This is a genomic window from Amycolatopsis sp. NPDC058278 (genome assembly GCF_042881395.1).
Taxonomy (GTDB): Bacteria; Actinomycetota; Actinomycetes; order Mycobacteriales; family Pseudonocardiaceae; genus Amycolatopsis.
On the sequence record NZ_JBHVXZ010000010.1, the window covers coordinates 45,490 to 72,448 of the forward strand.

Consider the following 26,959-nt stretch of genomic DNA (forward strand, 5'->3'; position numbering starts at 1 on the left):
CCATGTGGGTCTTCATTGCGGCAGCGCTGGTCATCATCATCATTCCCGGCCCGGACCAGGCGCTCATCACCCGCCAGGCGCTGGTCCGCGGCAAGGGGTCGGGCTTCATGACGACGTTGGGCGGGGCGACCGGCCTGTCGGTGCACGCCGCGGCCGCGTCGCTCGGGCTGACGGCGATTCTGGTGACGTCCCCGGTGGCGTTCACGGTGCTGAAAGTGGTCGGCGCGGTCTACCTGTTCTGGATGGGCGTCCAGACCGTCCGCATCGCCCGCCGCGCGGCGAGCAGCCAGCCGACCGGCGAGCCGACCGACCGGAAACCGTTGCGCTGCCTGCGGAAGGGCTTCCTGACCAATGCGCTGAACCCGAAGCTCGCGGTGTTCTTCCTGACGTTCCTGCCGCAGTTCCTGCCCACGAACGGGCCGGTGCTGGGGAAGGCGCTGATGTACTGCGGAGTGTTCGCGGCGCTGTACCTGACGTGGTTCAGCCTGTACGTCTTCACGGTGGACCGGATCGGCGCGGTCCTGCGGCGGCCGAAGGTGCGCTCGGGGATCGAGTACAGCACGGGTGTGCTGCTGCTCGGGTTCGGTGTCGGGCTGGCCATCCAGGGGATTCCGTGACCTCATCGCGTGCGCGCCGCCGTGCCCTCTGCTTGATCGCGGGGCGGCAGATCCGATCACGGGCGGCCGACCCGAACTCACAAGGCCGGCCGCCGCTCGACCGGCAAGCCTCGCGGTCACCAGCCCCGATGTCCACGCGAGACGATTACAACGCCGACCTTCCTTGCCGAGGCGCTAGAACACGCGGCGGTCGTCGCTCCTGCGGTCGTCCTGGACGAAGTGCGGGTCGTAGACGCCTGAGCGTGCTGTGCGCCGCCACAGCCGTGCGAAATTCCGGGGGCCGCCGGCGAGATCGACGATCGTCATCGACGGCTGCGCGTCCTCGAGGCAGCGGGCGACCCATCGCCCTGCGGGATCGATCACGCCGGACGGTACGCCGGAGAGCGCGTCCTGCGCCGGTCCGGCGTAGCTGACCCAGTAGCTGTTGGTGGCTGCGTGCGCCTGCGCCTGGGTGGCGAAGGTGCCGTCGTCGGTTTGCCGGCCCGGCCCGGCTGTCGAGAACAGGACACAGTCGACGTCGAGCCGTTCGTACTCGATGAACAGCTCGGGGAAGTGGACCTCCATGCCGAGCAGGAGGCCGAACCGCACCCCGTCGATGTCGAAGGTCACCGGAGCCGCGCCCGGCGTGTACATGTGGGTGACCTTGGTGTTCGACAACATGCGCTCGTCGTAGCGCGTGACCACCTCGCCCCGGTCGGAGATCACGTACAAGCTGTTGTGCGGGCGGTGCGGCGGCGTCAGGCGATGCACCGAGCCCAGAACGGTCCACAGCCTGAGTTCCCCGGCCGATTCCGCAATCGCGGCCAGCTCCTCTCGCAGCACATTCCACTCGAACCGGTTCCAGTCCGCCGGCCCGACCTTGTCCGGGCCGTCGACGGACATGATCCGCTTGTGGGGAGAACAGGTCACGCCTTCGGGAAAGTGCACGAGTGTCGCGCCCGCTTCGTGCGCCTCGCGCATCAGCCGGCGTATTTCGCGCCCGCTGTCCCGCAGCCCCGCGCTGTCGCGGGGATCTTCGCGCAGAATGGTCTGTGCCACGGCCAATCGCAACTGCTTCGTCTCGGCCATGACCTCGCCTGCCGGAGTTCGCCGGAAGTGCCGGAGAGCAGTCGTGTACGACTGCCCGGTTTTGGCCGCGCGGGTACGAACCCTGCGTTTGAAGTTCTTGTTCGCTGTCATCGAAGTCCTTCCGCACCTCGGACGGAGGTTCCCCCAGCGAACATCACACCCGAGACGGACGGACAAGGACACCGGCCCGAGACGAAAGGTCCCTTTGCCTCCGTTCGAGACTGCGCTGGGGGCAGTCGAGAGAGGTCCGGCGTGAGCCACGCCGGAGATCACCGTAGCACGGCCGGCCGTTCATCCGCCGGTCGTTGCGGGGGTGTCTGCGCACTTGCGGCGCCAGGCCGAGGGGCTGACGCCGCGGGCGCGTTTGAAGGCGACGCTGAAGGCGAAGGCGTCCTCGTAGCCGACTGTGCGGGCCACGGTGGCGACGGTTGCCTCGGTGTCCCGGAGCAGGTCCGCCCCCAAGGTCATCCGCCAGCCGGTGAGGTAGGTGAGCGGTGGCTGGCCGGCCAAGGTGGTGAAGCGGGCGGCGAAGGCGGCGCGGGACATGCCGACCTCGGTGGCCAGCGCGGCCACTGTCCACCGGTGGGCGGGATCGTCGTGCATCAGGCGCAGCGCGTCGCCGATGGTGGGATCTTCCAAGGCTCGGTACCACGCCGGGAGCACGGCCTGCGGCCTGGCACACCAAGCGCGCAAGGCCAGCACGAGCACCAGGTCCAGCAAGCGGGCGAGGACGGCGTCCTGGCCGGGTTCGTCGCGCGCGACCTCGGCGGCGAGCAGGTCCAGCGCCGGCCGGGTTCGCGGCGCGGCGGGCACGACCGCCAGCGGCGGAAGCATGTCCAGCAGCCGGGCACCGGCGTCACCGTGGAGCTCGTAGGCGCCGCGCAGCATGGTGGTTGCCCCGGGCAGGCTGTCGCCGTAGGTACGGGGTGCGGAGTGCCGTTGGGCCTGCGCCGGCACCTCGCCTCCGCCGGGGAAGTGTTTCCTCCCCTGGTGGATCACGAACCCGGGTGGGGTGGCCGGGTCGTCGGCGATCGTGTGCCGGCCGGGTCCCTTGATGAGGGCGATGTCCCCCGGGGCAAGCCGCACCGCGGCGGCACCGGCGTCGTCGAACCTGGCCGAAGCGCTCCCGCCGAGTGTGGCCACGACGGTCAGCGGTGGCGGATCGGCGTAGGTCACCGACCACGGTGGCCGCCGGATCAGCTGCCGGACTCGCGTGTTGCCGGCGCGGGCCCGGACCAGCAGATCGCTCAGCACGTCCACCCCGCCCATCGTAGACGATCACAAAGGTATTCCCGACGTTCTCCCATGGATCGTCCTCGAGTGGGGGAGTTGGCTGTCCGGCATGCAGAACATCCTCATCGTCGGCGGCGCCGGGAAGACCGGTCGCCGCATCACCCGCCGCCTCAGGGCCGCCGGCCAGGCAGTGCGAACGGCTTCCCGCACCGGCGGGGACATCGCGTTCGACCTCGCGGATCCGGCAACCTGGGCACCCGCGCTCGAGGGCGTCAAAGCCGCTTACGTCGTGGAACCCGACCTGCGGGCGAGCGGGGACCGCATCCCCAGGTTCGTGGCCGAAGCGGTCGCCGCGGGGGTGCGGCGGCTGGTGCTCCTGTCGGCCGGCGGCGTCGGCGAGGCCGACGACCGCCACCCGCTCAAGGCCGCCGAACAGGCCGTGCGCGCCTCCGGGCTCGACTGGACCATCCTGCGCCCGGACTGGTTCTCGCAGAACTTCAGCGAGGGGCCCTGGGTGCCGGGGGTCCTCGCCGGGACGCTGTCCCTGCCTGCCGGCGAAGGACGCACGCCGTTCATCGACGCCGAGGACATCGCCGAAGTCGCCGCGGCGGCGCTCACCGACGACCGCCACCGGGGCCGGATCTACCAGCTGACCGGGCCACGGGCCATCAGCTTCGGTGAGGCGGCCGACCTCATCGGCAAGGCGACCGGACGCACGATCCGTTACACCGACGTCGCCCCCGAGGCCCACATCGAGAGCCAGGTCGCCAACGGCATCCCGCCCGACATCGCGCGGCTGCTCACCGGCATTTTCGTCGCCATCCGCGACGGCTCGGCCCCCGAGCCCACCGACGGCGTGGAACGGGCCCTCGGCCGGCCCGCCAGGCCGTTCGAGGACTACGTCACCGAAACCGCCGCCGCCGGTCTCTGGAACTGACCCGGCCGGCCACTCGGGTCCGGTCTCCCGGCGAGAAGGGCGGTCGGGTCAGGCGTCGACGATCTGCCACTGCTGGTTGGTGCCCGTGTTGGTCGCCCAGGCGATCACTCGGGCGCCGTCGTTCGCCGAGCCGCCTTCCACGTCCGCGCAGAGGCCGGTGCGGACGTTGACGAGCCGGTAGTAGCCGTCACCGGTGTCGGCGAGCTTCCACCACTGGTTGTCGCTGCCGGCGTCCTGCGCCTGGTCCAGCTGGGTGCCCTGGCCGGCTCCGGCCGGGCTGTCGAGCAGCCGGCCGCTGTTGCGGTTGACCAGACGGACCGAGCCGTCCGGATTGGACAGACGCTGCCACTGCTGGTTGGGTCCGCCGGACCAGGTCCACTGGACGACCTTGACGCCGTCGGCCGTTCCGTTGCCGGTGACGTCGAGAACCTTGCCGCTGCGCCGGTTGACCACCCTGACGTACCCGCTTTGCGGGGGCTGGGACAGGGAGACGGTGATGTCGGTGCGCTGGTTCGCCGTCAGGGACACGACTCTTGCGTAGCCGCCGACGGGCGAGGTGGTGACGGGCGCGGAGGTGGTCACCGACGTCATGCCCCGGCGGCTGATCAGCGTGACGTCCTGGTCGATGGCCGACGTCACGGACAGCGTGGCCGTGCGGGCGGGCAGGTCCCAGGCGAGACTGTGGACCCGGATCCGGCCACGCGCCCGGACGCCGGTGATCGAGCCCTTGGCCAGTTGTGCGGGCAGGGCCGGGAGGATCTCCAGCACGCCCGGCCGGGAGTAGAGCAACGCCTCGGCCAGCACGCCGGGTATCGCGTGGGCGGCGTCGGCGTTGTAGGTCTGCAGGTTCGGGTTGTGCGACGTCATCAGCGACCGGAAGATCATGGTGTTGCCGATGATCTTGCGGAGGTTGGCGTAGACCTTTCCGCCGTCCTTCAGCCGGGCGGCGGCCAGCGCCCGGTGCAGGCTCCCGTGGGCGGACAGGTTCTCGTCGCCGCGCAGTTCCAGTGCCCGCAGCGCGGGCGCGATCAGCTCGGGCCGGGTCTCGGGGTTGATCTCGTGCAGCGGCCAGGCGCCGTACAGGTGGTGGACGTGCCGGTGGTTGTAGTTGTCGTTGAGGCTCGGCCAGGACCACTCCGCCAGGGCGTTGTCCCCGTTGATCCGGTACGCGGGCAGTTTCCCGAGCAGCGCCGTCCAGCGCTGGACGCCTTGGCCGCTGCCCTGTTCCACGCCGAGGGCGTTGGCCGCGGAAATGGCGGCTTGGAGAGCGTGCTTGCCGGCCATGATGTCGCCGGTGGCGTTGACGGACAGCAGCACACCGGTGTTGCCGGGCGCGTTCTCCATCGAGAACGACGGGACGAACACGACTTTGCCGCCGGCGTCCGTCCGGGTCAGGAAGTCCTCGTAGAACAGCGCCAGTTCCATCAGCGCGGGGCCCAGCTTGTCCCGCAGGAACGCCTGGTCGCCGGTGACCTCCCAGTACTCGACGAGCGGGTAGAGCAACCAGTCGGCGCCGCCGGTCCAGGTCTGGCCGGGGAACCCGGCGTCGAAGTGGAGCATGTGCCCGTACTCGCCGTCGGTCCGGGACGGGGCGAGGAAACCGCGGGCGCCGTAGAGGTTCCGGGCGTTGGTGCGCCATTGGGCGAGCTGGCCGAGGATGAGGGTGAAGTAGCCCTGCATGGCTTCGGGGGTGTCGAGGATGTTGCCGCCGGCGACCTGGAGGTTGATGTTGGCGTCGGTGGTGAAGTCGTCGGCCCAGGCGCCGGTCCACGTGCCGGTCCAGATCCCCGTCAGCCGCGGCGGCAGGATCCCGCTGGAGCTGATGAACAGGTACCGCCCCGAGTCGTAGAGCCGCTCCAGCAGCGCGATGTCGATGACGCTCCGGTTGTTGTTCTGCCGGGTGATCAGCTGGCTGACCGGCAGTGCCCGGTCGGCGGCGGAGACGTCGAGGTCCAGCCGGGAGCGGTCGTACCAGGCGGTGTGGATCGCGGCGTGCCGTGAACGCAGGGCGCTGTAGTCGGTGTCGACCACGGCCAGCGCCGCGTGCAGCGGCTGGGAATCCCACGCGTTCGGCGTCTCGTACCGGTCGAGCTTGGTGAGCAACAACAGCCGCGACGCTCCGGACACGACGATGGTGGCTCCGCCGGCGGAGACGGTGCCGCCGGTCGGGACGACGCGCGTGACGCCTTCGTAGCCGAACGCGCCCTGCCCGGAAGGATAGGTACCGCGCAGGTTCAGGTAGCCGGAACCGCTGCTGACGGTGGCCCGGGTCGTGAAGCCCACGCTGCCGGGCACGCCGTCCAACGCGGTGTTCACGCTCAGGGTCGCGTCGATCGTCCGCCCGGGCGCCGGCGTCAGTTCGTGGACGATCACCCGGTCGGCGCGGGAGACGAACGCCCGGCGGGTCCACGTGCCGGTGCCGTCGGTCCAGCCGGCGGTGACCTCGCCGGTGCGGAAGTCGGTCACGCGGCTGTAGTCGTTGGCCGTGGTCATGGCCGGCGTCGCGATCCGGAGTTCGTACGCCGGGTGGTAGGTCTGGGTCCAGCGCAGCGACCAGCCGGCCGCGAAGTCCCGGTTCGCGCCGGCGTAGTCACCGGCGAGCGCCTTGTCCCGGACGCCCTGCAGGCGTCCCGAAATCACCGGCGGGGTAACCGATCGGGAGCCGTTGGGCAGGACGAGACGGTGGTAGTTGAAGATCACCTTCTCCAGCGTCGGCGCGCCGTACAGCGTGGCGCCGTACTCGCCGTTGCCGGTCAGGAAGCCGTCCGTCCAGGACGTGGCCGGGCTCGTGTCGTAGATGCCGCGCTCGGGCGGGGTGATCTGCGGCGGAACGGCCGCCGCTGCCACGCCGGCCAGGAACCCCCGGGGAAGGGCGGCGGCCCCGGCGGTCAGCGCGGCGGCGGTGAGGAAGCGCCTGCGGTCGACGGGCAGGTCCATCACGCAAACTCCTTCGTCCGATGGCGGTCCCTCGGCGCGCAACGTCATGTCTTGGCCCGGGAGCCCGAGACATGTGATGGATTTTGGGCTCTTGATCTCGCCGATGTCCATACCTGGAGGCATCGGCGGGCCAAGATGCCGCCGTACGGCCCATTTTCGACCGACATGTGGCGGCTAGGGGCAATGGACGTGAAACTCTCTGGTCGTGAAAGATGTGATGTCTCAGTCCGGAAGGGTTGCCGATATCCTCTTGGAAACCGCAAGAGGGGGAGTTCCGTGGCTACTGTCGAGCGCACGCTCAGACCGATCGTCGTGCTGCTGTACATCAACGTGGGGATCAGCGTCCTGCTCACGGTGCTGACCTTCGTGTTCAAGAGTTCCGTGCTCGATTACCAGGTCCAGCACATGGTCGAGGCCGGGAAGGTCCTCCCGGGCCGGGAGGCGGCCACGCGGAGAGTGCTGGAGGGCACCCTCTGGATCCGGCCGCTGTCGATCCTGGTCGTTTCGGTCGTTTACGTCCGTTTCGTCGCGCGGCTGAAACTCGGCCTGCGACGCACTTACTACCGGCTCCTGGCCGTCGCGATCATCGGCGCGGGTGCGCTCGCCTATCTGATCGTCATCTCCCAGTTCCCGGTCTGGTACCGCGTCATCCAGGGTGTGCAGGGACTCGTGCTGCTGAGTTTGCTGCCGATATTGGCCACCAAGGACGTCCGGGACCACTTCGCGCCGCAGCCGGAGGCGATGAAGATCTGGGACGACGCGTAGTGGTGACGATTCGCTGACCTCGATGAATCGGCCTGCGAAATAACGCAGTCGCCTCGGGCTCCGGTCAGTGGCTTTGCAGGGGGTTGGGGCCGGCGCCGATGCCGCGGAGGAGCGTGTCGACGACGAGGGTGGCGAGGGCGTCGGTGTCGCTGTCCGCCTCGTCCCGGTCTTGGCTCGCTTCGTGGATCAGGGCGTAGTAGCAGCGCCGTGCCCAGGCGAGGTCGACGTCGGGGCGGAACACGCCCGCCGCCTGTGCTCTGGCGAACAACTGGTCGCAGCGGGCGAGCACGTCGGCGTGGACGTGCACGACGCCGGGGTCCGCCGAGGGCGCCCGGTCCATCGCGAAGGCCCAGCCGACCTTGACCCGCAGGACGTTCGCGGTCACCTGGTACAGGGCGACCAGGGGTGGCGTGGTTTCCGGGTGGGCGGCGACCACCGCGGCGTGGAACTGCTCGGTGGCCCAGGCGGTGAGCGCGCTGATGAGGGCTTCGCGGCTGGTGAAGCGCCGGTGGACGGTGGTGCGGGCGACGCCGGCGGCTTCGGCGATCTGCTCCATGGTGGCGGCGGGATTGCGCCGCAACGTCTTCTCGGCCGCCGCGAGGATGTTGCGCACGGTGCGCTCGGTGTCCACACGCAGCGGGCGTCCGCCATCCACCTGGTTCGCGTTGCGGTGAGCCACGACCGAAGACTACACCACAGTCGCACTCTGCCTCATACTTGCAACATCGATGTTGCGAGTTGTACGTTGAATGCATCTTCATCGACGCATCTGGAGGTTCTGATGGATCTGGAGCTGACCGGCAAGACCGCGGTGGTGACCGGCGCCGGCCGTGGCATCGGGCTGGCGATCACCGCCGCCCTGGCCGGGGAAGGCATGCGGGTGTTCGCCGCGGCGCGGACCGTCACCCCCGAGCTGAGGGACACCGGGGCGACCGCGATCGCGGTGGATCTGTCCACACCGGACGGACCCGCGCGGCTGATCGACGCGGCACTGGCCGAAGCGGTCGGCATCGACGTGCTGGTCAACAACGTCGGCGGTGGTGACGTCACCACGCTCGGCGGCTTTCTCTCGTTCGACGATCAGGTGTGGGCGGACAGCTTCGCGGTGAACTTCTTCGCCGCGGTCCGCGCCACGCGCTCGGCGCTGCCCAGCCTGCTCGGCCGCGGCGGTTCGATCGTGAACATCTCCTCCAACGGCGCCCGGATGCCCCACGCCGGACCCGTCATCTACACCACGGCCAAGGCGGCGCTGACCGCGTTCGGCAAGGCGATCGCCGAGGAGTTCGGTCCCCGCGGGGTGCGGGTCAACACCGTTTCACCAGGCCCGGTGCGCACTTCGCTGTGGGAAGACCCGGCCGGCTACGGCGCGGTGCTGGCCGAGTCGATGGGCATCGGACAGGACGCACTCGTGGCGGGGCTCCCCGCCGCGATGGGGATGACGACCGGGCGGCTCGTCGAACCCGCCGAGGTGGCCGCACTGGTCACCTACCTAGCGTCTCCCGCCGCCGGAAGCATCACCGGCGCCGACTACGTCATCGACGGCGGGTCGATCAAGACGTCTTAGGCCTGGGCGGAGGCGGCGATCCGGCCGGGCAGCCGGGCGGCCAGGAACCTGATCAGCTCGCTGATCCGCCGCGGTACGTGGGCGTCGTCGGAGCGGAGGGCGTAGATGTCGGCGGGCGGGGTCGGCACGTCGGGCAGGACGCGCACCAGGGCGCCGCTGTCGAGGTGGGTCCGGATCTGCCACTCCGAGCGCATGATCACCCCGTGCCCCTGCAGCGCCCAGTCGGTCACGACGTCGCCGTCGTTGCTCGACAGGCGGCCGCGCACCCGCACCTGACGCGGATTGCGGGCGTCTCCGAAGCGCCACAGGGCGAAATCGCCCTCGTTCTCGCGGAGCACGATGCAGTCGTGGGCCGCCAGGTCCTCGATCCGCTCGGGCGTCCCCCGTAGTTCCAGATAGGACGGTGCGGCGCACGGCACCCGGCGGTTCTTCGCCAGCCGCCGCATCCGCAGCGACGAGTCCGGGGGCGTGCCGACGTGGACGGCCAGGTCGAACTCGTGCCGGTGCGGGCGCAGGGGGAGCGCCGACGTCCGGAGCTGGACGCCCACCCCGGGATGCCGGGCGCCGAACTCGCCGAGCAGCGGCGCGACGTGCGCGCGGCCGAGGCCGAGGGTGGCCTGGACCACGATGGACCCGCGCAGGTCGCCGGAGCGGTGGGTGACGAGGTTTTCGAGCTCGTGCACCTGGTCGAGGATCGTTTCCAGGCGGGCGGCGAACAGTTCGCCCTCGGAGGTCAGCGTGAGCCGGCGGGTGCCGCGGTGCACCAGGCGGGCGTCGAGCCGGCGTTCCAGCGCGCTGAGGCGCTTGCTGACCACCGGGAGCGAGCACTCCAGCTCGCGCGCGGCCGCGGTCAGCGTCTCGCTGGAAGCGACCACGTGGAAGAAGCGGAGGTCGTCGATCGAGGTGGTCGCCCTTTCCATGGGCGAAAGGATAGGTTGCCGTGGCCGCTCTTGTCGTGGTGTGCACCGCCGATCAGGGTGAAAGGCGCGTGCCCCCTTGAACGACAGGAGCGTCCCGTGTCCCAGCGTCACCGCATCGCGGTCATCCCCGGTGATGGCATCGGCCGCGAGGTCGTCCCGGAAGGACTCCGGTGCCTGCGGGCCGCCGCCGACGTCCACGGGTTCGAGCTCGAGACCGTCGAATTCGGCTTCGCCTGCGCCGACTACTGGGTGCGGCACGGCGAGATGCTGCCGCCGGACTGGCCGGACGTGCTCGGCGGCTTCGACGCGATCTTCTTCGGCGCGGTCGGCTGGCCCGAGGTGGTGCCCGACCACGTTTCGCTGTGGGGCAGTCTCCTGCGGTTCCGCCGCGGCTTCGACCAGTACGTCAACTTGCGTCCGGTCCGGCTCCTGCGCGGGGTCCGCGGCCCGCTGCGCGACCACGAGCCCGGGGACATCGACTTCCTCGTCGTCCGCGAGAACACCGAAGGCGAGTACTCGAGCATCGGCGGCCGGATCTTCGAGGGCACCGACCGCGAAACGGTGCTGCAGGAGACCGTGATGACCCGGACCGGAGTGGACCGGGTGCTGCGCTATGCCTTCGAGCTGGCGGCCACCCGTCCCCGCAAGCACCTGACGTGGGCGACCAAGAGCAACGGCATCGCGATCTCCATGCCGTACTGGGACGAACGCGCGGAAGCGATGGCGAAGCAGTACCCGGACATCGTCGCGGACAAGGACCACATCGACATCCTCACGGCCAAGTTCGTCCTGGCGCCCGGGCGGTACGACGTCGTCGTGGCCAGCAACCTCTTCGGCGACATCCTTTCCGACCTCGGCCCGGCCTGCGCCGGGACGATCGGGATCGCCCCGAGCGCCAACATCAACCCGGACCGCACCTGGCCGAGCCTGTTCGAGCCGGTCCACGGCTCGGCCCCCGACATCGCCGGGCGCGGGATCGCCAACCCGGTCGGGCAGATCTGGAGCGCCGCCATGATGCTCGACCACCTGGGCGAGACCGCGGCGGCCGCGGCGGTCCTGGCCGCGATCGAAAGCGTGCTCGCCGAGCGGCCGGACGTGCTCACCCCCGACCTCGGCGGCTCCGGGACGACCGAAGGTCTCGGCACGGCGATCGCCGGCGAGATCGCGCACTCGAAGGCGGTGGCGTCGTGATGCCCGCGTTCGACCCGGTCGGCCTGGAGGTCCGGTGGGACCGGCTCGCGGCAGCGACCGACGAAGCCGCCTCGACCATGCTGCGCACGGCGTTCTCGACCATCATCCGCGAATCCAACGACTACACCGTCGTCCTGATGGACCGCCGGGGACGCACCATGGCGGAGTCGCGAGCCGGTATCCCCGGTTTCGCGGCCCTGATGAGCTCGCTGACCGCGCTCGTCCTGGAGCGGTTCCCGGCCGGGGACTGGCAGGACGGCGACTGCGTGATCACGAACGACCCGTGGATCGCCACCGGGCACCTGCCGGACATCGCCATGATCACCCCGGTCTTCCACGGGGGCGCCCTCGTCGCCTTCGCCGGGACGGCCGCGCACTCACCCGACATCGGCGGCACCCCGGCACTGGGCGCCACCGACCTGATCTCGGAGGGCCTGCTGATCCCGCCGCTGCGGTTGTACCGGGCCGGCCGGGTCGAGCAGGGCGTCAAGGACCTCCTGCTGGCCAACGTCCGGCTTCCCCGTCCGTTGTGGGGTGATCTGGAGGCGCAGGCCGCCGCCCACGAGGTGTGCCGGCGGCGCGCGCAGGAGTTCCTGGACGACTTCGGCGAGCCGGACTTCGAGAAGTTCGCCGCGGAGGTGCACGCGCTGACCGACGCCGCCATGCGGGCCGCCGTCCGCGAGCTGCCGGACGGCGTCTACCGGGCGAGCGTCGACGCCGACGGCGTCGAGGGGCACCCGACGCACATCGAGTGCGCGGTCACGGTGGACGGTGAGCAGATCGGGATCGACTACACCGGAAGCTCGGCGCAGGTGCCGTTCCCGGTCAACTCGACCCTGAACTACACGCGCGCCTACTCGGTGTACCCGCTGAAGATCATCCTCGACCCGGCCACCCGGACCAACTGGGGTTCCTACCGCGCGATCGGCGTGACCGCGCCGGCGGGGACGATCGTCAATCCGGCGTTCCCCGCGCCCGTCGTCGCCCGGCATCTCACCGGGCACCTGCTGTCGTGCGCGATCTACCGGGCGCTCGCGCCGGTGCTGCCCGGCCGGGTCATCGCCGACAGCGGGGGAGCGCCCGCGCTCCGCGTCCGGTTCTCCGGCGTCGACGACTCCGGCCGCCCCTTCGCCCAGATGCTCTTCGCCAACGCGGGAATGGGCGCGTCGCAGGAGAAGGACGGCTTGTCCACGACCGCTTTCCCCACCAACTCCGGCAGCGGCAGCGTCGAGGCCTTCGAGGTCGCGTCCCCGCTGCGGTTCGCGCGCAAGGAGCTCCGGCCGGGCTCCGGCGGTCGCGGACGCCGCCGCGGCGGGCTGGGGCAGGACGTCGAGGTGCACAACCCGACCCGCCGCCCGGTCCAGCTGGTGGTGCTCGGCGACCGCGAACGGCATCCGGCACTCGGGCTCGCCGGCGGGGAGCCGGGGGCCACGGCGCGGGCGGTGCTGGACACCGGGGAAACCGTGCCGCTGAAGTCGATTTCCCAGCTGGCGCCCGGTGCGTCCGTCGTCATCTCCTTCCCCGGCGGGGGCGGGTTCGGCGCGCCGGAGGACCGGGAGCCCGACCTGGAACTGGCCGACGAGCTCGGGGGGTACGTCCGATGAGCCGCACGGTCCGGATCGGCGTCGACGTCGGTGGCACGTTCACCGACCTGCTGCTGCACGACCCGGCACGCGACCTGACCTGGCCCGGCAAGCTGCCCACGACTCCGCACGCCCCGCAGGAGGCCATCACCGCGGGCGTCGCGCGGCTGCTGGCGGAGACCGATACGCCGGCGGGTGACGTCGCCGGTGTCGTGCACGGCACGACGCTGGTGACCAACACGCTGCTCGAACGCACCGGCGCCGTCGTGGGGCTGCTCACCACGAACGGGTTCCGGGACGTCCTCGAGATGGCGCGCGAGATCCGGTTAGACACGACCGACCTGCTCGCGCGGCCGGCACGCCCGCTGGTGCCCCGGCACCTGTGCCGGGGCGTCCGGGGCCGCTTGGCCGCCGACGGCACCGAGCTCGAGCCGCTGGCCGAGGACGACGTGCTGGCGCAGACCGCGTACCTGCTGGAACAGGGCGTCGAGGCGGTGGCGGTGACCCTGCTGCACGCCCACCGCGACGACCGGCACGAACGGCGGGTGCGGGAGCTGCTCGCGCGCGCCCACCCGCGGCTGCCGGTCACCCTCTCCAGCGCGGTCGCCCCGATCATCGGCGAGTACGAGCGAGCGAGCACGGCCTGTCTCAACGCCTACGTGCAGCCGTCGATGACGCGCTACCTGGACGGCCTGCGCGACGACCTGCTCGCCTTGGGCATCGACGCGCCCCTGCGCGTCATGCTCTCCGGGGGCGGGGTGACGACCCTGGCCGACGCGAAGGAGTTTCCCTTCCGGCTGCTCGAATCCGGCCCCGCGGCGGGAACGATCGCCGCGGCCGCCGTGGCGCGCCGGCTGGGCGAGCCGGACGTCCTCTCGTTCGACATGGGCGGCACCACGGCCAAGATCGCGATCGTGAGCGGCGGCGGTGCCCGTCGCCGGCACGACTTCGAGGCCGGCCGCGTCGACAAGTTCAAGCCGGGCTCGGGGCTGCCGGTCCGGTTGACGGTGGTCGACATGATCGAGATCGGCTCCGGTGGCGGGTCGATCGCCGCGCCCGACCCGCTGGGGCTGCTGAAGGTCGGGCCGCGCAGCGCCGGATCCGTCCCGGGGCCCGTCGCCTACGGGCGGGGCGGGGAGCGGCCGACCGTCACGGACGCGGATCTCGTGCTCGGCCACCTCGACCCGGCCGCCTTCCTCGGCGGGGAGATGCGGCTGCGGACTGCCGAGGTCCGCAAGGCACTGGACCGCGAGGTGGCCGAGCCGCTCGGCCTCGACACCGTCGGCGCCGCCTCGGGCATTGTCGAGGTGGCCACGGCGGGCATGGCGGCCGCGGCCCGGATGCACCTGTCCGAACACGGCCGGGATCCCGCCGGCTTCGCGCTCGTGGCGTTCGGCGGCGCGGGTCCCGTGCACGCCTACGGCCTGGCGAAGCAGCTGAAGATCAGCCGGGTCGTCGTGCCGATGCGGGCGGGTGTCATGTCCGCCTACGGGTTCCTGGTCGCTCCGGCCACGGTGGACCTGGCGCGCAGCCTGCCTTCGGCGCTGACCGAGGTCGACTGGGAGCGCGTCGCGGCTCTGTACGCCGAGATGACCGCCCGCGCGACCGCGGTTCTGGCCCCGGACGGCACGGACGTGGTGCGGCTGCGCCGCTCGGCCGACCTGCGCTACCTGGGCCAGGGATCCGAGATCGAGGTCGACCTCCCCGACGCGGATCTCGGGCCCGTGGTCGCCGGCCGGCTCCAGGACGCCTTCGAGGAGGCGTACCGGGCGACGTTCGGCAGGTCCCTCGACGGGCCCGCGGAAGTCGTGAACTGGCGGCTCTCGGCCCACCTGCCCGGCCACGACATCCCGCTGGGGTGTGAGCCCCTCCCCGGCGAGCCGCAGCGCGGTGTCCGCGACGTCTGGTTCCCCGGGTACGGCCGGCTCGAGGCGACGGTGTGGGACCGCTACCGGCTGCGGCCGGGAACGGAGATCGCGGGCCCGGCGGTCTTCGAGGAGCGCGAGTCTTCGTGCGGGTTCGGCCCGGAGTGCCGGATCCGGGTCGACCGGGACCTGACCCTTCTCGTCGACATCGGGCCATAACTCAGGACGGGGCTGCGGCGGGCGTCATGGGCGCGGCGAGGAGGTCGCCCAGCCCGCCGCGAGCGTCCTCGATGACGAGCGCCTCCGCCGCCGCGGAGTCCCCGACGCGCAACGCCCGGACGAGGGCCCGATGGCTTCCGTAGCGGTCCAGGCCGAACTTGTCGTTCTCGGCGATGCGTTCGATCAGCCGGGTCCGCCGTTCCGGCCAGGAGAACACCCGCGTCTGGCCGAGCAGGCGCACCAGAACCGGGTTGTGGGCGCACGCCTCGACGACCTCGTTGAAGCGCTGCATGGCGTCGAGGAGCCGGTCGAGGTGCCGGGCGATGTCGTGGCCGGCCTGCTGCCGCTGCTTGATGACGATCAGCAAGTCGTCGGCTTCGTCGAGGACGACGTCGAGGTGGTCCAGCTGGGCCGGGGACGCGTGCCGCGCGGCGAAGCGGGCCACCATTCCGCGCAGGGCCACCTCCACCTCGGCGAGGTCCTGGATCGCGGCGTCGCCGAAGGCGGTGACCTGGACCGTCCGCGGTCCGGTCCGTTCGAGGAGACCGTCCTGCTCGAGGCGCCGGATGGCCTCCCGCACCGGCGTCGGGCTCACCGACAGCCGGTCGGCGAGGCCGCGTTCGGTGACCTTCTGCCCCGGCCGCAGCTCGCCGGTCGTGATCGCGTCGCGGATGGCGCGGTACGCGCGGTCGGCCAGCGTGTCGGCCGTCAGGCCCTTCAACATCTCACTCGCCATGGCGTCACTCTATCTGCCATGGCAATGTCAATAAGAAACACTTGACGTTCTTGCTATAGCAAAAGTAGCTTAGCAGCATGACGACGACGTCGAGCACACAGCGCGTGCGGACGGGGCGGGTGACGTTCTTCGTGGCCCTGGCGGTCTTCGCGCAGGAGTCGACGTGGAACCTCTACGACTCGCAGGTTCCGCCGCTTCTCCGCGAACACATCGGCAGCGCCGCGCTGATCGGTCTCCTGATGGGGATGGACAACGTGCTCGGCATCTTCATCCAGCCGTGGATGGGCAACCGCTCGGACCGCACGCGCACCTCGTGGGGCCGGCGCATGCCCTACCTCCTCGTCGGAATGCCCGTGGCCGCCCTGCTGTTCCTCGTCATCCCGCACGTCGCGGCCTCGTTGCCGCTGCTGATCGCGGTCATGTTCGGCTACGCGCTCGTCGCGAACTCGTTCAAGCCGATCGCCGAGTCCCTGCTCCCGGACTTCGTCCCGCCCGAGCGGCGGAGCCGGGCGAACGCGGTCGTCAAGATCGCGGCCAGCCTCACGGTGATGGTCGCCGCCCTGATCAGCATCTTCCTGATCGACACGCACCCGAAGCTGTCGTTCGCGATCCCCGCGATCCTGATGGTGGTGTCCTTGGCCGTGCTGGCCGCGAACGTCCGCGACAGCCGGTCACCGGCCTACCGGACCGCCGTCGACGGGGAACGCGACCAGGACGGCGCGGCCGCACCCGCCGCGCGGGTCCGGGACACCGTGCTCGACATCGTGCGGGACGCGGACCGCAGCCGGTTGCTGCTCATCGCGTCCATCCTGCTGTTCGGCGGCGCGTGGGCCGCCTCGCGGGCGCTCATCACGCCCTACGGCATGGAAGCGCTGGGCATGTCCCGCGGCGAAGCGGGCGGGCTCACCCTGCCCAGCGGGGTGGCCTTCATCGTGGCGGCCTACCCGGTGGCGAGGCTCGCCGAACGCTTCGGCCGGCTGCGGGTGATGGCGGTCGGGATGACGGTCTTCGCGGCCGGCATGGTGCTCGGCACCGTGGTGCGGACACCCACCGGTGCCGTCATCGGTCTCTGCGTGGCGTCCGCGGGGGCGTCCGCATTCCTGGTCAACGCGGTCGTCGTGCTGTGGAACCTCGCCCCGTCCGATCAGGTGGTCGGGACCTACACCGGGCTCTACACCGTCGGCTGGGTCAGTGGCGGCTTCCTCGGCCCGGCCGTGGTCGGCGGCCTGGTCGACCTGACCGGCTGGCCGCTGCTGCTCCTCCACGTCGCGGTCATCGCGCTGCTCGCCGTGCTGGCGGTCGCGCGCGTGAGTGCCTTGCAGTGCCGGTCGACCGCGGGGCGGGCGCTGTGAAAGACCGCGTGCTGATCACCACGGACTACCTGCGTCCCGGCGACGACGTCGACCGGTTCCTGCTTGGTTCCGGCCTCGAGACCGTGCACCTGCCCATGACCGGCCGTCGCGATCCCGCGCAGCTCGCGGCCGCTCTCGCCGGGATCGACGCGGCGCTGGTGGCCAACGAACCGCTGACGGCGGACGTGCTCGCCCAGGCCGCGCAGTTGCGCGTCATCGTGCGCACCGGCGTGGGGTACGACTCGATCGACGTCGCCGCCGCGGCCCGGCTCGGGATCTCCGTGAGCAATCTGCCCGGGGTGAACGCCAATGCGGTCGCCGAGTACACCCTCGGCCTGCTGCTCGCGGGGGCCCGGCGGCTCGTGCAGTCCGCTTCCGGGGTCGCGCGGGGAAACTGGCCCCGCGAGGACGGACACGAACTGCGCGGTGCGACGCTCGGGCTCATCGGTTACGGGGCCGCGGCGCGGGCCGTGGTGCCCTTGGCCCGCGCGTTCGGCATGAGCGTGGTCTGCACCACGAACGTCCCGGCGGAGCTGCGTGATCCCGCGGTCCGGTTCACCGGCCTGCCCGAGCTTCTGTCCACTTCGGATTACGTCTCGGTGCACACCGCCCTCACCGAACGGACGCGGGGGTTGCTGGACGCACTGGCGTTCAAGCAGATGAAGCCGACGGCACTGCTGGTCAACACGGCACGCGGCGCCATCGTCGACGAGGACGCGCTCGTCGCGGCCGTCCGGAGTGGACAGATCGCGGGTGCCGCGCTGGACGTCGTCGTCGACGAGCCGCTCCCGGCCGGCAGCCCGCTGCGTGGCGTGGACGGCATCGTCGTCTACTCCCACTTGGCCGGGCAGACCGCCGAAGCCCGGCGGGCCGCGGGCCTGCGCGGCGCCGAAGAACTGGTGGCGGCCCTCGCGGGACGGGCGCAATTCGTGGTCGACGAAGAGAAACGAGGAACATGAACACCGTGCGCATCCTGACGCCGAGCGGCATGCTCGGCGCCGGCTGGGACCACGCGACGATCGAGCGTGGCATCGCGCTGGGCGCCGACGTCATCAGCATCGACGCCGGGTCCACCGACTCCGGCCCCTACTACCTCGGGTCCTCCTCGCCCAAGACGACGGCGAAGGCGGTGGCGCGCGACTTGCGCAGCCTGTTCACGGCCGCCGCGGGGGCGGGGATTCCGGTGATCGTGGGTTCCTGCGGCACGAGCGGGACCGACCGCGGCGTCGACTGGGTCGCCGGGATCGCCGCCGACGTGCTGGCCGAGGAAGGCCTGGACCTGAAGGTCGCGCGGATCTACAGCGAGCAGAACGCGGCCGACCTCAAAGAACACCTCGACGCCGGCCGCATCCACCCGTTGGCCCCGCTGGGGGAACTCACGGCCGAGACCCTGGAGAGCTGCACCCACATCGTCGGCGCGATGGGGCACGAACCGATCGTCGAGGCGTTGCGCGCCGGCGCCCAGGTCGTGCTCGCCGGCCGCGCCACCGACACCGCGGTCGCGGCCGCCTACCCGCTCATGAAGGGAATGCCCGCCGGGCCCACGTGGCACGCGGCCAAGATCGTCGAGTGCGGCGGTCAGTGCACCGGCAACCCGCGCGCGGGCGGGGTCCTCGCCACCATCGACGCCGGCGGCTTCACCATCGAGCCGCTCGACCCCGAGGTGTCGTGCACGCCGATTTCGGTGGCCGCCCACATGCTTTACGAGTCCGCGAACCCGTTCGAAATGCGGGAGCCCGCCGGCACCCTCGACGTCCGGAACGCGCGCTACACCGCGGTCGACGACCGGATCGTCCGCGTCGAGGGCTCGGAGTTCCACGTCGCCGACCAGTACACGATCAAGCTGGAAGGCGCCCGGATCACCGGCTGCGAAACCATGTCGTTCTCGGCGATCCGGGATCCGCTCATCCTCGCGGACATCGACGCCTGGGCCCGGCTGATGCGCACGATGATCACCCAGCGGGTGCGGCAAACGCTGGAACTGGCGGACCACGAGTACGCCTTCGACCTCCGCCTCTACGGCCACAACGCGGTGCTGGACGGCCTCGAGCCCGAAAGCGGGCCACCGCGCGAGGTCGGCGTCATGCTGCTCGTCAACGCGCCGGACCAGGCGACCGCGACGGCGGTGGCCAAGGTCGCCAACCCGCTGATGCTGCACCTGCCGACGCCGGGCATGGACTACCTGCCGAGCCTCGCGTTCCCGTTCTCGCCCGCGGAGATCGAGCGCGGCGCGGCGTACGAGTTCGTGCTGAACCACGTCGTGGACTGCGCCGATCCCGCCGACCTGTTCCGGACCGAACTGGGGGAGAAGACCCATGCCTGACACGACTCTCGCGGACCTGGCGCACGAGGTCCGTTCCAAGAACGCCGGCCCGTTCTGGGTCACCATGGAGCTCTTCATGCGCGACGCCGAGGGCTACCGGATCGCCGCGGACGAGTCGTTCCTGAACGAGGGCGTGATCGCGCGGCTCTACCGCGTCGAGGAAAGCACCGTCCGGCTGTTCCGGATGCCGTCGCTCAACGTCGTGAAGATCTCCTTCCCCCGCCCGGTCAGCCAGGGCTCGCTCCGGGACCGGGACATCCACGCGGGGCAGCACCACGTCCCGCTCGCGCGCCTGCCGATCGAGCGGCCGTCGTGATCGCCGGCGACCTCGGTTCCTGGGCGGCCGCGCTGCGCTTCGAAGACCTCGGCGAGCACGCGATCCACACCGTCCGGCAACGGCTGGTCGATACCCTGGGCTGCGGGCTCGGCGCGTTCGGCGCCGGGCCCGCCCGGGCGGCGCGACGGCTCGCCCGGGCGGCGCGACGGCTCGCCCGTGCCCTTCCGGCCGGCCCGTCGACGGTTCTGGGCACCCGGGACCGCGCCACAGCGGACGTCGCCGCGTTCGTGAACGGGACGATGGTGCGCCACCTGGACTTCAACGACGGCTACCTCGGGCTCGCCGCGGGCAAGCTCATGGGACTCGACGCCCGGCAGCTCACCCAGGCCGTGAACATCGCCGTGAACGGGCACATCGCCCTGCGCCAGGTCCGGGCGGGCGAACTGTCGTCGTGGAAGGGTTCCTCCGCGCCGAACGCCGCCCGCAACGGCGTCTTTTCCGCCTGGCTCGCGCGGGAAGGGTTCACCGGGCCCGCGCCGATCTTCGAGGGCGAGATGGGGTTCATGCGGCAGGTGAGCGGTTCCTTCGCCCTGGAGCCGCTCGAGTTCCCGCGCAGCCCCGAAAGCCCGTACGCGGTATCGCGGACGCTCACCAAGATGCTGCCGACCAACGGTGAGATGCAGACCGCGGTGTGGGCGGCGCTCGCCCTGCGCGAACAGATCACCGATCTGCGCGAGGTCGACCGCATCGCCGTCGACACCACGCACATCGGCTGGACGATCCTGGGCAAGGACCCGGAGAAGTGGCGCCCCGCGACTCGGGAGACTGCCGACCACAGCCTGCCGTACACGGTCGCCCGCGTGCTCGTCGACGGGGAGCTGACGGCCTCTTCGTACGATCCGCACGCGCTCACGGATCCCGTGGTCGGGGCGCTGATGGCCCGCGTCGAGGTGCGCGAAGACCCCGCACTCACGGCGATGCTGCCGACCCGCATCCCCAACCGGGTCACCATCGGCCTCACCTCCGGCGCCGAGCTCGTCCGCGAGGTCCGCAACGCCCCCGGCGGACACGGGACGCCGATGACCGACGAGCAGCTCGAGAAGAAGTTCGCGGCCCTGGTCGAACCGCTGACGACGGAAGCCCGGTGGCGCCGGATGCTCGACGAGATCTGGCACGTCGACCGGGCGCCGGCCGTCACCACCCTCATGCAGGCCCTGGTCGTCGACGACGACCGAACTCCCCGGGAGAGCTCGTGATCCGTGTCGAAGACCTGCCCGCCGCCCACCCCGGCCGCCGGCTGCTGACCGGCCGCACCCCGTTCTTCGCCGCGCCGACCGAACCACGCTGCAGCTTCTGCGCCTACGTCCCGAGGAGCTGGACACCCGAGGCCCGGATGTCGGTGCTGGTGGCCGTGCACGGCACCGGGCGCAACGTCGGGGCGTTGCGCGAGGGCCTCATCCCCTTCGCCGACCGGCACGACCTCATCGTCGTGGCGCCGCTGTTCCCGGTGGGCATCGACGACCCCGACGACGTCGACAACTACAAGACCCTCGACGCCCACGGCATCCGGTTCGACCTGGTGCTGCTGGAGATCCTCGAGCAGGTCCGGGTCCGGTGGAACGCGCGGGTGGACAAGGTGCTGCTGTCCGGGCACTCCGGTGGTGGCCAGTTCGCCCACCGGTTCCTCTACCTGCACCCGGACCGGGTCTCCACCGTCGCGGTCAGCGCGCCGGGCCGGGTGACCCCGCTCGACGACACGCTCGCCTGGCCGGAAGGCATCGGGGACACCCAGCGGCGGTTCGGGATCACGGTGGACCCGGTCGCGGTCGCCAGGGTGCCGGTGCTGCTCGTCGTCGGCGCCGAGGACGACGGGCGGGCCGACCTGGCCGCCATGGGCGACCCCGGCCGCAGCCGGCCGGAGGAGCTCGACCGGCTGGCCGCGAGCCTGACCGGGCACGGCACCACGATCCGGAAGGTCGTGGTCCCCGGGGTCGGCCACAGCGCCGCGGGGACGCAGCCCCCGATCGTCGACTTCTTCACCGGCCTGCTGGCCGGATGAGCCCGACAACCCGGAAAGGGAGTTCCTTGCCCGAAGTCATCCGCCGTGGGGCAGTGTTCGGCGCGTTGCTGGCCGTCCTGGGCACGCTCGGGACCGCGGTCCCGAGCCAGGCGAGCGCGACGCCGCCGACCGCCTGCCCGCCCACCCTGGCCGGGAAGGCCACCTGCTACACCGGCCAGGACGCCAATGGCGCCTACTACACGATGGCCGTCCCGAAGCGCTGGAACCGCGCGCTCGTCGTCCACGCCCACGGCGGACCCACCGCGTCCATCGATCCCTCCGACACCACCAAGGACCTGGCGGAGTGGGCGGTGATGGTCCAGGAGGGCTACGCCTGGGCCGCATCGTCGTACCGCCGCGGCGGCTACGGGGTCAGGATGGCCGCCGCCGACACCGACACCGTGCGGCGCTTGTTCGTCGAGCGGTTCGGCCGGCCCGACCGCACGTACGTCCACGGCCAGTCCTTCGGCGGCAACGTCGCCGCCAAGATCGCCGAGACCTACGGCCGGGAGCGCGGCGCCTACGACGGAGTGCTGCTGACGAGCGGCCTGCTGGCCGGTGGCTCCCGCGGTTACGACCACCGCGTGGACCTGCGGGTGGTCTACCAGTACTACTGCCGCAACCTCCCGCGCCCGACGGAGCCGCAGTACCCGCTGTGGCAGGGGCTGCCCGCGGACTCCACGCTGACCCCGGACGACGTGCTCGCCCGCCTGGAGGAGTGCACCGGCATCGGCTCGGCGAACCGGACGCCGTCGCAGCAGCGCAACCTGGACGACATCACCGCCGTCACGGGCATCCCGGAACGCTCGCTGCCGACGCACCTGCAGTACGCGACCTTCCTGTTCCAGGACATCGCCGTGAACCGGCTCGGCGGCCGCAACCCGTTCGCCACCCAGGGCGTGCGGTACACGGGCTCACACGACGACAGCGCCCTCAACGCCGGAGTCGCGCGATTCGCGGCCGACCCCACCGCACGCCGTGACTTGTCCTACGACAGCGACCTCACCGGCCAGGTCTCCCTCCCGGTCCTCACCCTGCACGCGATCGACGACCCGTCGGTCTTCGTGGAGCACGAGGCGGCCTACCGCGCCACGCTCCACGGTGCCGGCCGGGACAGCCACCTCGTCCAGACCTTCACCCGGGAAGCCGGGCACGACGGGTTGAGCGTCTCGGAGTACGCCACATCCATCGCCGCCCTCGACGACTGGGTACGGACCGGCCGGAAGCCGGCCCCGAGCTCGATCGCGGAGTCCTGCGGGGCTTTCGACCGCACCTACGAGGGCGGGTGCTTCTACGACCCCGGATACCGTCCTTCGGCTTACTGCAGCCGAGTTCGGCCCCGGCCCGGTGGTGCGGGCTGGCCGGCCATGACCGCGGCGCAGGAGCGGACGTGGAGCCGGATCGACGGTGTGGGGATCGCTCCCTGAGCTCACCACGGTGGCGTTGCCGCTCGCGTACGCCGGAGCCGAGGCGATCCGGCTCGCGCTCGGCGACCTCGGTGCGGTCACCCACGTGATCGTCGAAGGCCGCCTGGTCGTCCGGGACAGCACCCGGGAACGAGCCCCGGCGGCCGGCTGACCGCTCTTGACGCGGTGCGTGACGCGGGCACCTGCCTGAGGAATGCGTTTTCCAAGTCTCGGTCAGCCCGGCGTCCCAGGAGGCGGTACACGTCGCCGTCCGCCGGCCGGGCCGCGTGGTCAACCGGGCGCCGGACCTGCCGGCCGAGCTCGTCGTCCGCGAATCGGCCTGCCCCGGACCCGGTACTTGTCGTTCAGTTGCAGTCGGAAATTTGTCACCGTTCCCGTGTGCTTTCACGAAATTCGACAGCGATGACCCCGAACAGGACGGAGCCGCCCACGGTGATGGTCTGGGCGAGCAGGGCGGAGTAGGCGGGCCAGTCGGCGCTGCCGCCGGTGAGTGCCGCCTTGGTGCCCAGCAGGCCGAGGGTGTGGGCGCGGCTGATGTCCTGGAGGATGAACATGACCAGGCCACCGAACCCGGCCGCGACGGTGAACGCGAGCACGGTCACCCACGGCAAGCGGGAGCGTGGGTGGGCAACCCGCGGTGACGAGCCGGGTGGCGATGGCGTCGGGGTGCTGGATCGCGTGGTTGCCGGTGAGGACGAGCCCGTCGTCTCCGTCGTCCTCGGCGGGATACCCGGCCGCCCGCAACGCGGCCGCAGCACGACCGCGGTCTCGCACCGCGACGCGCAGCCGCAGACGGGCCTGCGCGGTCAGGTCGGCAGTGCCGCCTCCCCTGACCAGCCGTCCGTGGTCGAGCACGCCGACCCGGCCGGCCAGGCGGGCGACTTCGGTGAGGATGTGGCTGGACGGCAGGATCGTCACCCCGTCGTGGCGGGCGAGCTCGTGCAGCAGGTTCCGGACCTCGGCGACGCCGGCGGGGTCGAGCCCGTTGGCGGGTTCGTCGAGGATCAGCAGCTCGGGCCGGTTTTCGGTGACGGTGAGTTCCGGGCAGGCGGAGGGCGTTTCGACGAGGTAGCCGACCTGGGCCCAGACGGCGTTGCGGCCGGGCCTGGCCTGTTCCCCGAACAGCCGCACCTGGCCGCGGGTGGGGCGGACGAGGCCGAGCAGCATCCGGATGGTGGTCGTCTTGCCCGCGCCGTTGAGGCGACGGTCGCTCTACTCCGGCAGCGCACCGGAATGTCCTCAATGGACGCCGGTGTCCTCTTGTCCGGCTTCCGGCCGAATCAACCGGCCGGTCCGCCGGCGCCGAAGCGAGCGAGCAAACGAGGAGCGTCCCGCCCGTTCGCAAAAGAAGGGAGCCATCGTCACCGTGCTGGTCGCAGCGCTGTTTCCGCCCAAGCGGGGATTTCCGCTTTTCGGACGGAAGGAGTCCACTTTGTACGGCTTCTTGACCTGGCCAGGCTGTCACGGTCCGATAAAGACGGTTGTGTCCGATGTGCGGATATGTTCCGCTGACCCGAATCCGGGCACCGGACGACTCGCGTCGGGTGAATGCGTGGTCGCAGCGTGTGAAGGGAGGCGGGTTGTCGTTCTTCCTTTCGCGGCTGCTGGCCCGCTGGGTGCTCGGCCGCGGTTGGCTGCTGCCGGCCGTCGTCGTGGTCTTCGTGTTCGTGACGAGCTGGCCGCTCATGGTGTGGGCCGAACCCGCGGGCAGTGAGCTGGTCGAGCCGGGCAACTACTGGTGGTACTTCGTGGTGACGGCCGCGACCGTCGGGTACGGCGACTTTTCGCCCGGGACCATGGCCGGGCACTTCGTCGGTGGCTATGTCATCGTGGGCGGGATCGCCACGCTCACTTCGGTGTTCACCAGGCTCGCTTCGATGCTGGAGCAGGCGAAGGGACGACGCATGCAGGGCGCGGACACAGTGACGAAAACCGGGCACACCGTCCTGGTCGGCTACACCGCCGGGCGCACCGAGCGGATCGTGGCGCAGCTGCTCGCCGACGACGTGAACGCGCTCGTCCTGTGCGCCGGGGACGAAGTGCCGGTCCACCCCGTGCCCGCGCAGCCGGTGGACTTCGTCCGGGGCGAGCTGACCGCTGCGGACGTCCTGGCTCGCGCCGGCCTGGCCCGGGCGGCGGCCGTGCTCGTCGACGTCGGGGACGACAACGAGGCGTTGGCGGTCGCGGTGATGGTCGGCCACGCCGCCCCGGCAGCGCACATCGTGGTCACCTTGCGGGACATGGAGAAGGCCGACCTCGTGCGCTACGTGGACCCGCGGATCAGGTGCGTCCCCTGGCACACGCCGTGGATGGTCACCGAAGAGATCACTTCTCCCGGCATCGCGGAGGTCTACACCGAGCTGATGACCGCGGGTGGGGCGAGCACGTATTCCGTGGCCGTGCCGGCGTCGTCGGGTGGGCTGTCCGTGGAACGGTGCGGCATCGCGCTGGGCCGGGCCTACGGCGCCACGATCCTCGCCGTGCGGACCGGTGACGCGCTGGTCGTGAACCCGGAGTGGGGCAGCGAACTGCCGGCGGGTGCGATCCTCTACTACGTCGGTCCCCGGCGGCTGACGGCCGGAGATGTCGCCGACGCGTTGCGCTGAGCGGAGCCGGGCTCGGCGCAGGGGCGGCTGGGCTGCGTCGCCGCGACGAAATGACGCTCAGCGCGGGGTGAGCAGCAGGCTGAGCGGCGTCGCCAGCAGGGTCAGGACGGCGGCGGTGACCAGCCAGGGCAGTACGCGCGGACCGCTGACCGGAGGTCGGCGGAGCCGGTCGATCCGATACGTCGTGGCCGCTGCCGCGCCGAGGGCGCCGGGCGGTGCCGCGGCCGCGCCGTGCGCGCGGAACTTTTCCAGTGCCGCGGCCACGGTGTCGCGGCCGTGCCGGCGGGCGGCCCGGTCGTCGGCCCGCATTTCCAGCAGGAGGTGGATGTCCGCGCTCAGCCGGCGGCAGCCGGGGAACAGCCGCGCCAGCGCGGCGAACGGGGCGAGCGCGAGCGCGTGACGTTCGCGCAGGTGGGCGTGCTCGTGGGCCAGGACGGCGGCCAGTTCGCCGTCGGTCAGCAGGCTGCGTGCGCCGGTGCTGAGCACGATCTCGGCCGTCCGGCCGGGGACGCAGTAGGCGACCGGCAGGGGATGGTCCAGGACCAGGGTGCCGCCGCGCGGCTCGGCGAGCAGCGCGAGGAGGTTCCGGTGCCGGGCTCGTTGCCGGGCGACCCGGACCGCGCACCACAGCTGCTGTCCGGTGAGCGCGGCTGCCAGCGCCAGTCCGGTGGCGATCGCGAGTGCGCCGAGCGGATCGCGGGGATCGGCGGCGAAGGAGAACAGGCCGGGCACGATGCCTTGGCGCAGCGGCATCAGCCCCAGCGCGAGCAGCCCGCTGACGGACGCGACGACGATCGTCAGGGCGACCGCCTGCCACAGCGCCACCGCCAGCCGCGGACGCAGAACCGGCCACCGCGCCCGGCGCAGGTAGCCCGCCGCGAGCGCGGCGAGGACCAGCGCGGCGAGGTGGTGCAGGACGTAGATCATGTCCGGCGCTTGCGGGTGAGCGCCTTGCGCAGGACGTCGGCCTCGTCGGCGCTCACCGCCTGGGCGAAGTGCGTCAGCGCGCCGCCGCGGTCGCCGGTCTCGCCGAGCGCCTCGAACATCAGCTCGGCGACGTACTGGTCGCGGCTCGCCGCGGGGGCGTACAACCAGGCGCGGCCGTCGCGTTCCCTGAGCACGAAACCCTTGTCCGCCAGGCGGGACAGCACCGTCATCACCGTCGTGTAGGCGAGGCCGCGATCGGCGAGCGCCTCGTGGACCGCGCGCACGCTGACCGGGCTGGTGCGCGCCCACAACGCGTCCATCACGGCGCGCTCCAGCTCGCCGAGCTTTCCCAT

At 71.4% G+C, this 26,959-nt stretch carries 25 protein-coding genes and 1 pseudogene; 16 read left to right on the forward strand and 10 right to left on the reverse strand.

Going from position 1 to position 26,959, the window contains the following annotated elements:
• Nucleotides 1–2 precede the first annotated feature (2 nt).
• Nucleotides 3–617: a LysE family translocator gene (locus ACFVYA_RS07255; RefSeq protein WP_387043330.1), complete on the forward strand. Its 615-nt coding sequence runs from the start codon at nucleotides 3–5 to the stop codon at nucleotides 615–617.
• Nucleotides 618–791: 174 nt separating this feature from the next.
• Here the strand turns inward: ACFVYA_RS07255 and ACFVYA_RS07260 are convergent, their stop codons facing one another.
• Entirely contained in the window at nucleotides 792–1,796 is a 1,005-nt protein-coding gene (locus tag ACFVYA_RS07260; RefSeq protein ID WP_387043332.1) for a nitrilase-related carbon-nitrogen hydrolase, read from the reverse strand.
• 180 nt (nucleotides 1,797–1,976) lie between these two features.
• The gene (locus ACFVYA_RS07265) at nucleotides 1,977–2,945 is read right to left on the reverse strand and encodes an AraC family transcriptional regulator (protein WP_387043334.1); all 969 of its coding nucleotides are present in this window, start codon (nucleotides 2,943–2,945) and stop codon (nucleotides 1,977–1,979) included.
• A gap of 82 nt (nucleotides 2,946–3,027) precedes the next feature.
• Between ACFVYA_RS07265 and ACFVYA_RS07270 the strand changes: the two genes are divergently transcribed.
• Nucleotides 3,028–3,855: an NAD(P)H-binding protein gene (locus ACFVYA_RS07270; RefSeq protein ID WP_387043336.1), complete on the forward strand. Its 828-nt coding sequence runs from the start codon at nucleotides 3,028–3,030 to the stop codon at nucleotides 3,853–3,855.
• 48 nt (nucleotides 3,856–3,903) lie between these two features.
• Here ACFVYA_RS07270 and ACFVYA_RS07275 read toward each other — a convergent pair whose 3' ends face one another.
• Nucleotides 3,904–6,792 carry a glycoside hydrolase N-terminal domain-containing protein gene (locus ACFVYA_RS07275; RefSeq protein WP_387043490.1) on the reverse strand — a complete coding sequence of 963 codons (2,889 nt, stop codon included), beginning with the start codon at nucleotides 6,790–6,792 and terminating at the stop codon, nucleotides 3,904–3,906.
• A gap of 276 nt (nucleotides 6,793–7,068) precedes the next feature.
• Here ACFVYA_RS07275 and ACFVYA_RS07280 point away from each other — a divergent pair, with 276 nt between their 5' ends.
• On the forward strand, nucleotides 7,069–7,557 hold the full coding sequence (locus tag ACFVYA_RS07280) for a hypothetical protein (protein WP_285992623.1): 489 nt from the start codon (nucleotides 7,069–7,071) through the stop codon (nucleotides 7,555–7,557).
• 64 nt (nucleotides 7,558–7,621) lie between these two features.
• On the opposite strand, the gene ACFVYA_RS07285 is transcribed toward ACFVYA_RS07280, so the two are convergent.
• Nucleotides 7,622–8,236 (reverse strand): TetR/AcrR family transcriptional regulator, encoded by a 615-nt coding sequence (locus ACFVYA_RS07285; RefSeq protein WP_387043338.1) that lies wholly within the window; start codon nucleotides 8,234–8,236, stop codon nucleotides 7,622–7,624.
• 102 nt (nucleotides 8,237–8,338) lie between these two features.
• On the opposite strand from ACFVYA_RS07285, the gene ACFVYA_RS07290 reads away from it, so the two are divergent.
• Complete coding sequence (locus ACFVYA_RS07290; RefSeq protein WP_387043340.1) at nucleotides 8,339–9,121, forward strand: SDR family oxidoreductase; 783 nt, start codon at nucleotides 8,339–8,341, stop codon at nucleotides 9,119–9,121.
• On the opposite strand, the gene ACFVYA_RS07295 is transcribed toward ACFVYA_RS07290, so the two are convergent.
• Nucleotides 9,118–10,041, reverse strand: coding sequence for a LysR family transcriptional regulator (locus ACFVYA_RS07295; protein ID WP_387043342.1), 924 nt, complete (start codon nucleotides 10,039–10,041; stop codon nucleotides 9,118–9,120). The two genes, ACFVYA_RS07290 and ACFVYA_RS07295, sit on opposite strands and share 4 nt — an antisense overlap.
• Before the next feature lie 96 nt (nucleotides 10,042–10,137).
• Here ACFVYA_RS07295 and ACFVYA_RS07300 point away from each other — a divergent pair, with 96 nt between their 5' ends.
• The 3 genes from ACFVYA_RS07300 to ACFVYA_RS07310 are packed head-to-tail and all read left to right on the forward strand — an operon-like array spanning nucleotide 10,138 to nucleotide 14,899.
• Nucleotides 10,138–11,232 carry a tartrate dehydrogenase gene (locus ACFVYA_RS07300; RefSeq protein ID WP_387043344.1) on the forward strand — a complete coding sequence of 365 codons (1,095 nt, stop codon included), beginning with the start codon at nucleotides 10,138–10,140 and terminating at the stop codon, nucleotides 11,230–11,232.
• A complete protein-coding gene (locus ACFVYA_RS07305) occupies nucleotides 11,232–12,836 on the forward strand; it encodes a hydantoinase B/oxoprolinase family protein (RefSeq protein WP_387043346.1) in 1,605 nt (534 codons plus the stop codon). Before ACFVYA_RS07300 ends, ACFVYA_RS07305 begins: the two co-directional genes overlap by 1 nt.
• Nucleotides 12,833–14,899, forward strand: coding sequence for a hydantoinase/oxoprolinase family protein (locus tag ACFVYA_RS07310; RefSeq protein WP_387043348.1), 2,067 nt, complete (start codon nucleotides 12,833–12,835; stop codon nucleotides 14,897–14,899). The genes ACFVYA_RS07305 and ACFVYA_RS07310 overlap by 4 nt, the downstream gene beginning before the upstream one ends.
• A gap of 1 nt (nucleotide 14,900) precedes the next feature.
• Here the strand turns inward: ACFVYA_RS07310 and ACFVYA_RS07315 are convergent, their stop codons facing one another.
• Nucleotides 14,901–15,635, reverse strand: coding sequence for a GntR family transcriptional regulator (locus tag ACFVYA_RS07315; protein ID WP_387043350.1), 735 nt, complete (start codon nucleotides 15,633–15,635; stop codon nucleotides 14,901–14,903).
• A 77-nt stretch (nucleotides 15,636–15,712) separates the two neighbouring features.
• On the opposite strand from ACFVYA_RS07315, the gene ACFVYA_RS07320 reads away from it, so the two are divergent.
• From ACFVYA_RS07320 to ACFVYA_RS07355, 8 genes are read left to right on the forward strand one after another with little or no spacing between them, the layout of a single operon-like run.
• Nucleotides 15,713–16,987: an MFS transporter gene (locus ACFVYA_RS07320; protein ID WP_387043352.1), complete on the forward strand. Its 1,275-nt coding sequence runs from the start codon at nucleotides 15,713–15,715 to the stop codon at nucleotides 16,985–16,987.
• Nucleotides 16,988–16,995: 8 nt separating this feature from the next.
• Nucleotides 16,996–17,946, forward strand: coding sequence for an NAD(P)-dependent oxidoreductase (locus ACFVYA_RS07325; RefSeq protein ID WP_387043354.1), 951 nt, complete (start codon nucleotides 16,996–16,998; stop codon nucleotides 17,944–17,946).
• Complete coding sequence (locus tag ACFVYA_RS07330; protein WP_387043356.1) at nucleotides 17,943–19,310, forward strand: acyclic terpene utilization AtuA family protein; 1,368 nt, start codon at nucleotides 17,943–17,945, stop codon at nucleotides 19,308–19,310. Before ACFVYA_RS07325 ends, ACFVYA_RS07330 begins: the two co-directional genes overlap by 4 nt.
• Nucleotides 19,303–19,626, forward strand: coding sequence for a DUF4387 domain-containing protein (locus ACFVYA_RS07335; RefSeq protein WP_387043358.1), 324 nt, complete (start codon nucleotides 19,303–19,305; stop codon nucleotides 19,624–19,626). Before ACFVYA_RS07330 ends, ACFVYA_RS07335 begins: the two co-directional genes overlap by 8 nt.
• Nucleotides 19,623–20,843, forward strand: coding sequence for an MmgE/PrpD family protein (locus ACFVYA_RS07340; RefSeq protein WP_387043359.1), 1,221 nt, complete (start codon nucleotides 19,623–19,625; stop codon nucleotides 20,841–20,843). Before ACFVYA_RS07335 ends, ACFVYA_RS07340 begins: the two co-directional genes overlap by 4 nt.
• Nucleotides 20,840–21,646 carry an alpha/beta hydrolase gene (locus ACFVYA_RS07345; protein WP_387043361.1) on the forward strand — a complete coding sequence of 269 codons (807 nt, stop codon included), beginning with the start codon at nucleotides 20,840–20,842 and terminating at the stop codon, nucleotides 21,644–21,646. Before ACFVYA_RS07340 ends, ACFVYA_RS07345 begins: the two co-directional genes overlap by 4 nt.
• 26 nt (nucleotides 21,647–21,672) lie before the next feature.
• Nucleotides 21,673–23,073: an alpha/beta hydrolase family protein gene (locus ACFVYA_RS07350; RefSeq protein ID WP_387043363.1), complete on the forward strand. Its 1,401-nt coding sequence runs from the start codon at nucleotides 21,673–21,675 to the stop codon at nucleotides 23,071–23,073.
• A gap of 10 nt (nucleotides 23,074–23,083) precedes the next feature.
• Nucleotides 23,084–23,224 carry a hypothetical protein gene (locus ACFVYA_RS07355; protein ID WP_387043365.1) on the forward strand — a complete coding sequence of 47 codons (141 nt, stop codon included), beginning with the start codon at nucleotides 23,084–23,086 and terminating at the stop codon, nucleotides 23,222–23,224.
• A 214-nt stretch (nucleotides 23,225–23,438) separates the two neighbouring features.
• Here ACFVYA_RS07355 and ACFVYA_RS07360 read toward each other — a convergent pair whose 3' ends face one another.
• Nucleotides 23,439–23,675: a hypothetical protein gene (locus tag ACFVYA_RS07360; protein ID WP_387043493.1), complete on the reverse strand. Its 237-nt coding sequence runs from the start codon at nucleotides 23,673–23,675 to the stop codon at nucleotides 23,439–23,441.
• A gap of 382 nt (nucleotides 23,676–24,057) precedes the next feature.
• Nucleotides 24,058–24,240: pseudogene (locus ACFVYA_RS07365) on the reverse strand (hypothetical protein); the annotation flags it as partial.
• Nucleotides 24,241–24,653: 413 nt separating this feature from the next.
• On the opposite strand from ACFVYA_RS07365, the gene ACFVYA_RS07370 reads away from it, so the two are divergent.
• Entirely contained in the window at nucleotides 24,654–25,679 is a 1,026-nt protein-coding gene (locus ACFVYA_RS07370; RefSeq protein ID WP_387043367.1) for a potassium channel family protein, read from the forward strand.
• Nucleotides 25,680–25,736: 57 nt separating this feature from the next.
• Here the strand turns inward: ACFVYA_RS07370 and ACFVYA_RS07375 are convergent, their stop codons facing one another.
• Complete coding sequence (locus ACFVYA_RS07375) at nucleotides 25,737–26,606, reverse strand: M56 family metallopeptidase (protein ID WP_387043368.1); 870 nt, start codon at nucleotides 26,604–26,606, stop codon at nucleotides 25,737–25,739.
• Nucleotides 26,603–26,959, reverse strand: a complete 357-nt coding sequence (locus tag ACFVYA_RS07380) for a BlaI/MecI/CopY family transcriptional regulator (RefSeq protein WP_387043370.1) — start codon at nucleotides 26,957–26,959, stop codon at nucleotides 26,603–26,605. Before ACFVYA_RS07380 ends, ACFVYA_RS07375 begins: the two co-directional genes overlap by 4 nt.

Excerpts from the sequence above, each read along its gene's own strand:
- ACFVYA_RS07335 (WP_387043358.1), top strand. The coding sequence starts at position 19,303 with ATGCCTGACACGACTCTCGCGGACCTGGCGCACGAGGTCCGTTCCAAG.
- ACFVYA_RS07375 (WP_387043368.1), bottom strand. The coding sequence starts at position 26,606 with ATGATCTACGTCCTGCACCACCTCGCCGCGCTGGTCCTCGCCGCGCTC.
- ACFVYA_RS07310 (WP_387043348.1), top strand. The coding sequence starts at position 12,833 with ATGAGCCGCACGGTCCGGATCGGCGTCGACGTCGGTGGCACGTTCACC.
- ACFVYA_RS07315 (WP_387043350.1), bottom strand. The coding sequence starts at position 15,635 with ATGGCGAGTGAGATGTTGAAGGGCCTGACGGCCGACACGCTGGCCGAC.
- ACFVYA_RS07320 (WP_387043352.1), top strand. The coding sequence starts at position 15,713 with ATGACGACGACGTCGAGCACACAGCGCGTGCGGACGGGGCGGGTGACG.
- ACFVYA_RS07290 (WP_387043340.1), top strand. The coding sequence starts at position 8,339 with ATGGATCTGGAGCTGACCGGCAAGACCGCGGTGGTGACCGGCGCCGGC.
- ACFVYA_RS07275 (WP_387043490.1), bottom strand. The coding sequence starts at position 6,792 with ATGGACCTGCCCGTCGACCGCAGGCGCTTCCTCACCGCCGCCGCGCTG.
- ACFVYA_RS07260 (WP_387043332.1), bottom strand. The coding sequence starts at position 1,796 with ATGACAGCGAACAAGAACTTCAAACGCAGGGTTCGTACCCGCGCGGCC.
- ACFVYA_RS07255 (WP_387043330.1), top strand. The coding sequence starts at position 3 with ATGTGGGTCTTCATTGCGGCAGCGCTGGTCATCATCATCATTCCCGGC.
- ACFVYA_RS07380 (WP_387043370.1), bottom strand. The coding sequence starts at position 26,959 with ATGGGAAAGCTCGGCGAGCTGGAGCGCGCCGTGATGGACGCGTTGTGG.
- ACFVYA_RS07295 (WP_387043342.1), bottom strand. The coding sequence starts at position 10,041 with ATGGAAAGGGCGACCACCTCGATCGACGACCTCCGCTTCTTCCACGTG.
- ACFVYA_RS07270 (WP_387043336.1), top strand. The coding sequence starts at position 3,028 with ATGCAGAACATCCTCATCGTCGGCGGCGCCGGGAAGACCGGTCGCCGC.
- ACFVYA_RS07305 (WP_387043346.1), top strand. The coding sequence starts at position 11,232 with ATGCCCGCGTTCGACCCGGTCGGCCTGGAGGTCCGGTGGGACCGGCTC.
- ACFVYA_RS07330 (WP_387043356.1), top strand. The coding sequence starts at position 17,943 with ATGAACACCGTGCGCATCCTGACGCCGAGCGGCATGCTCGGCGCCGGC.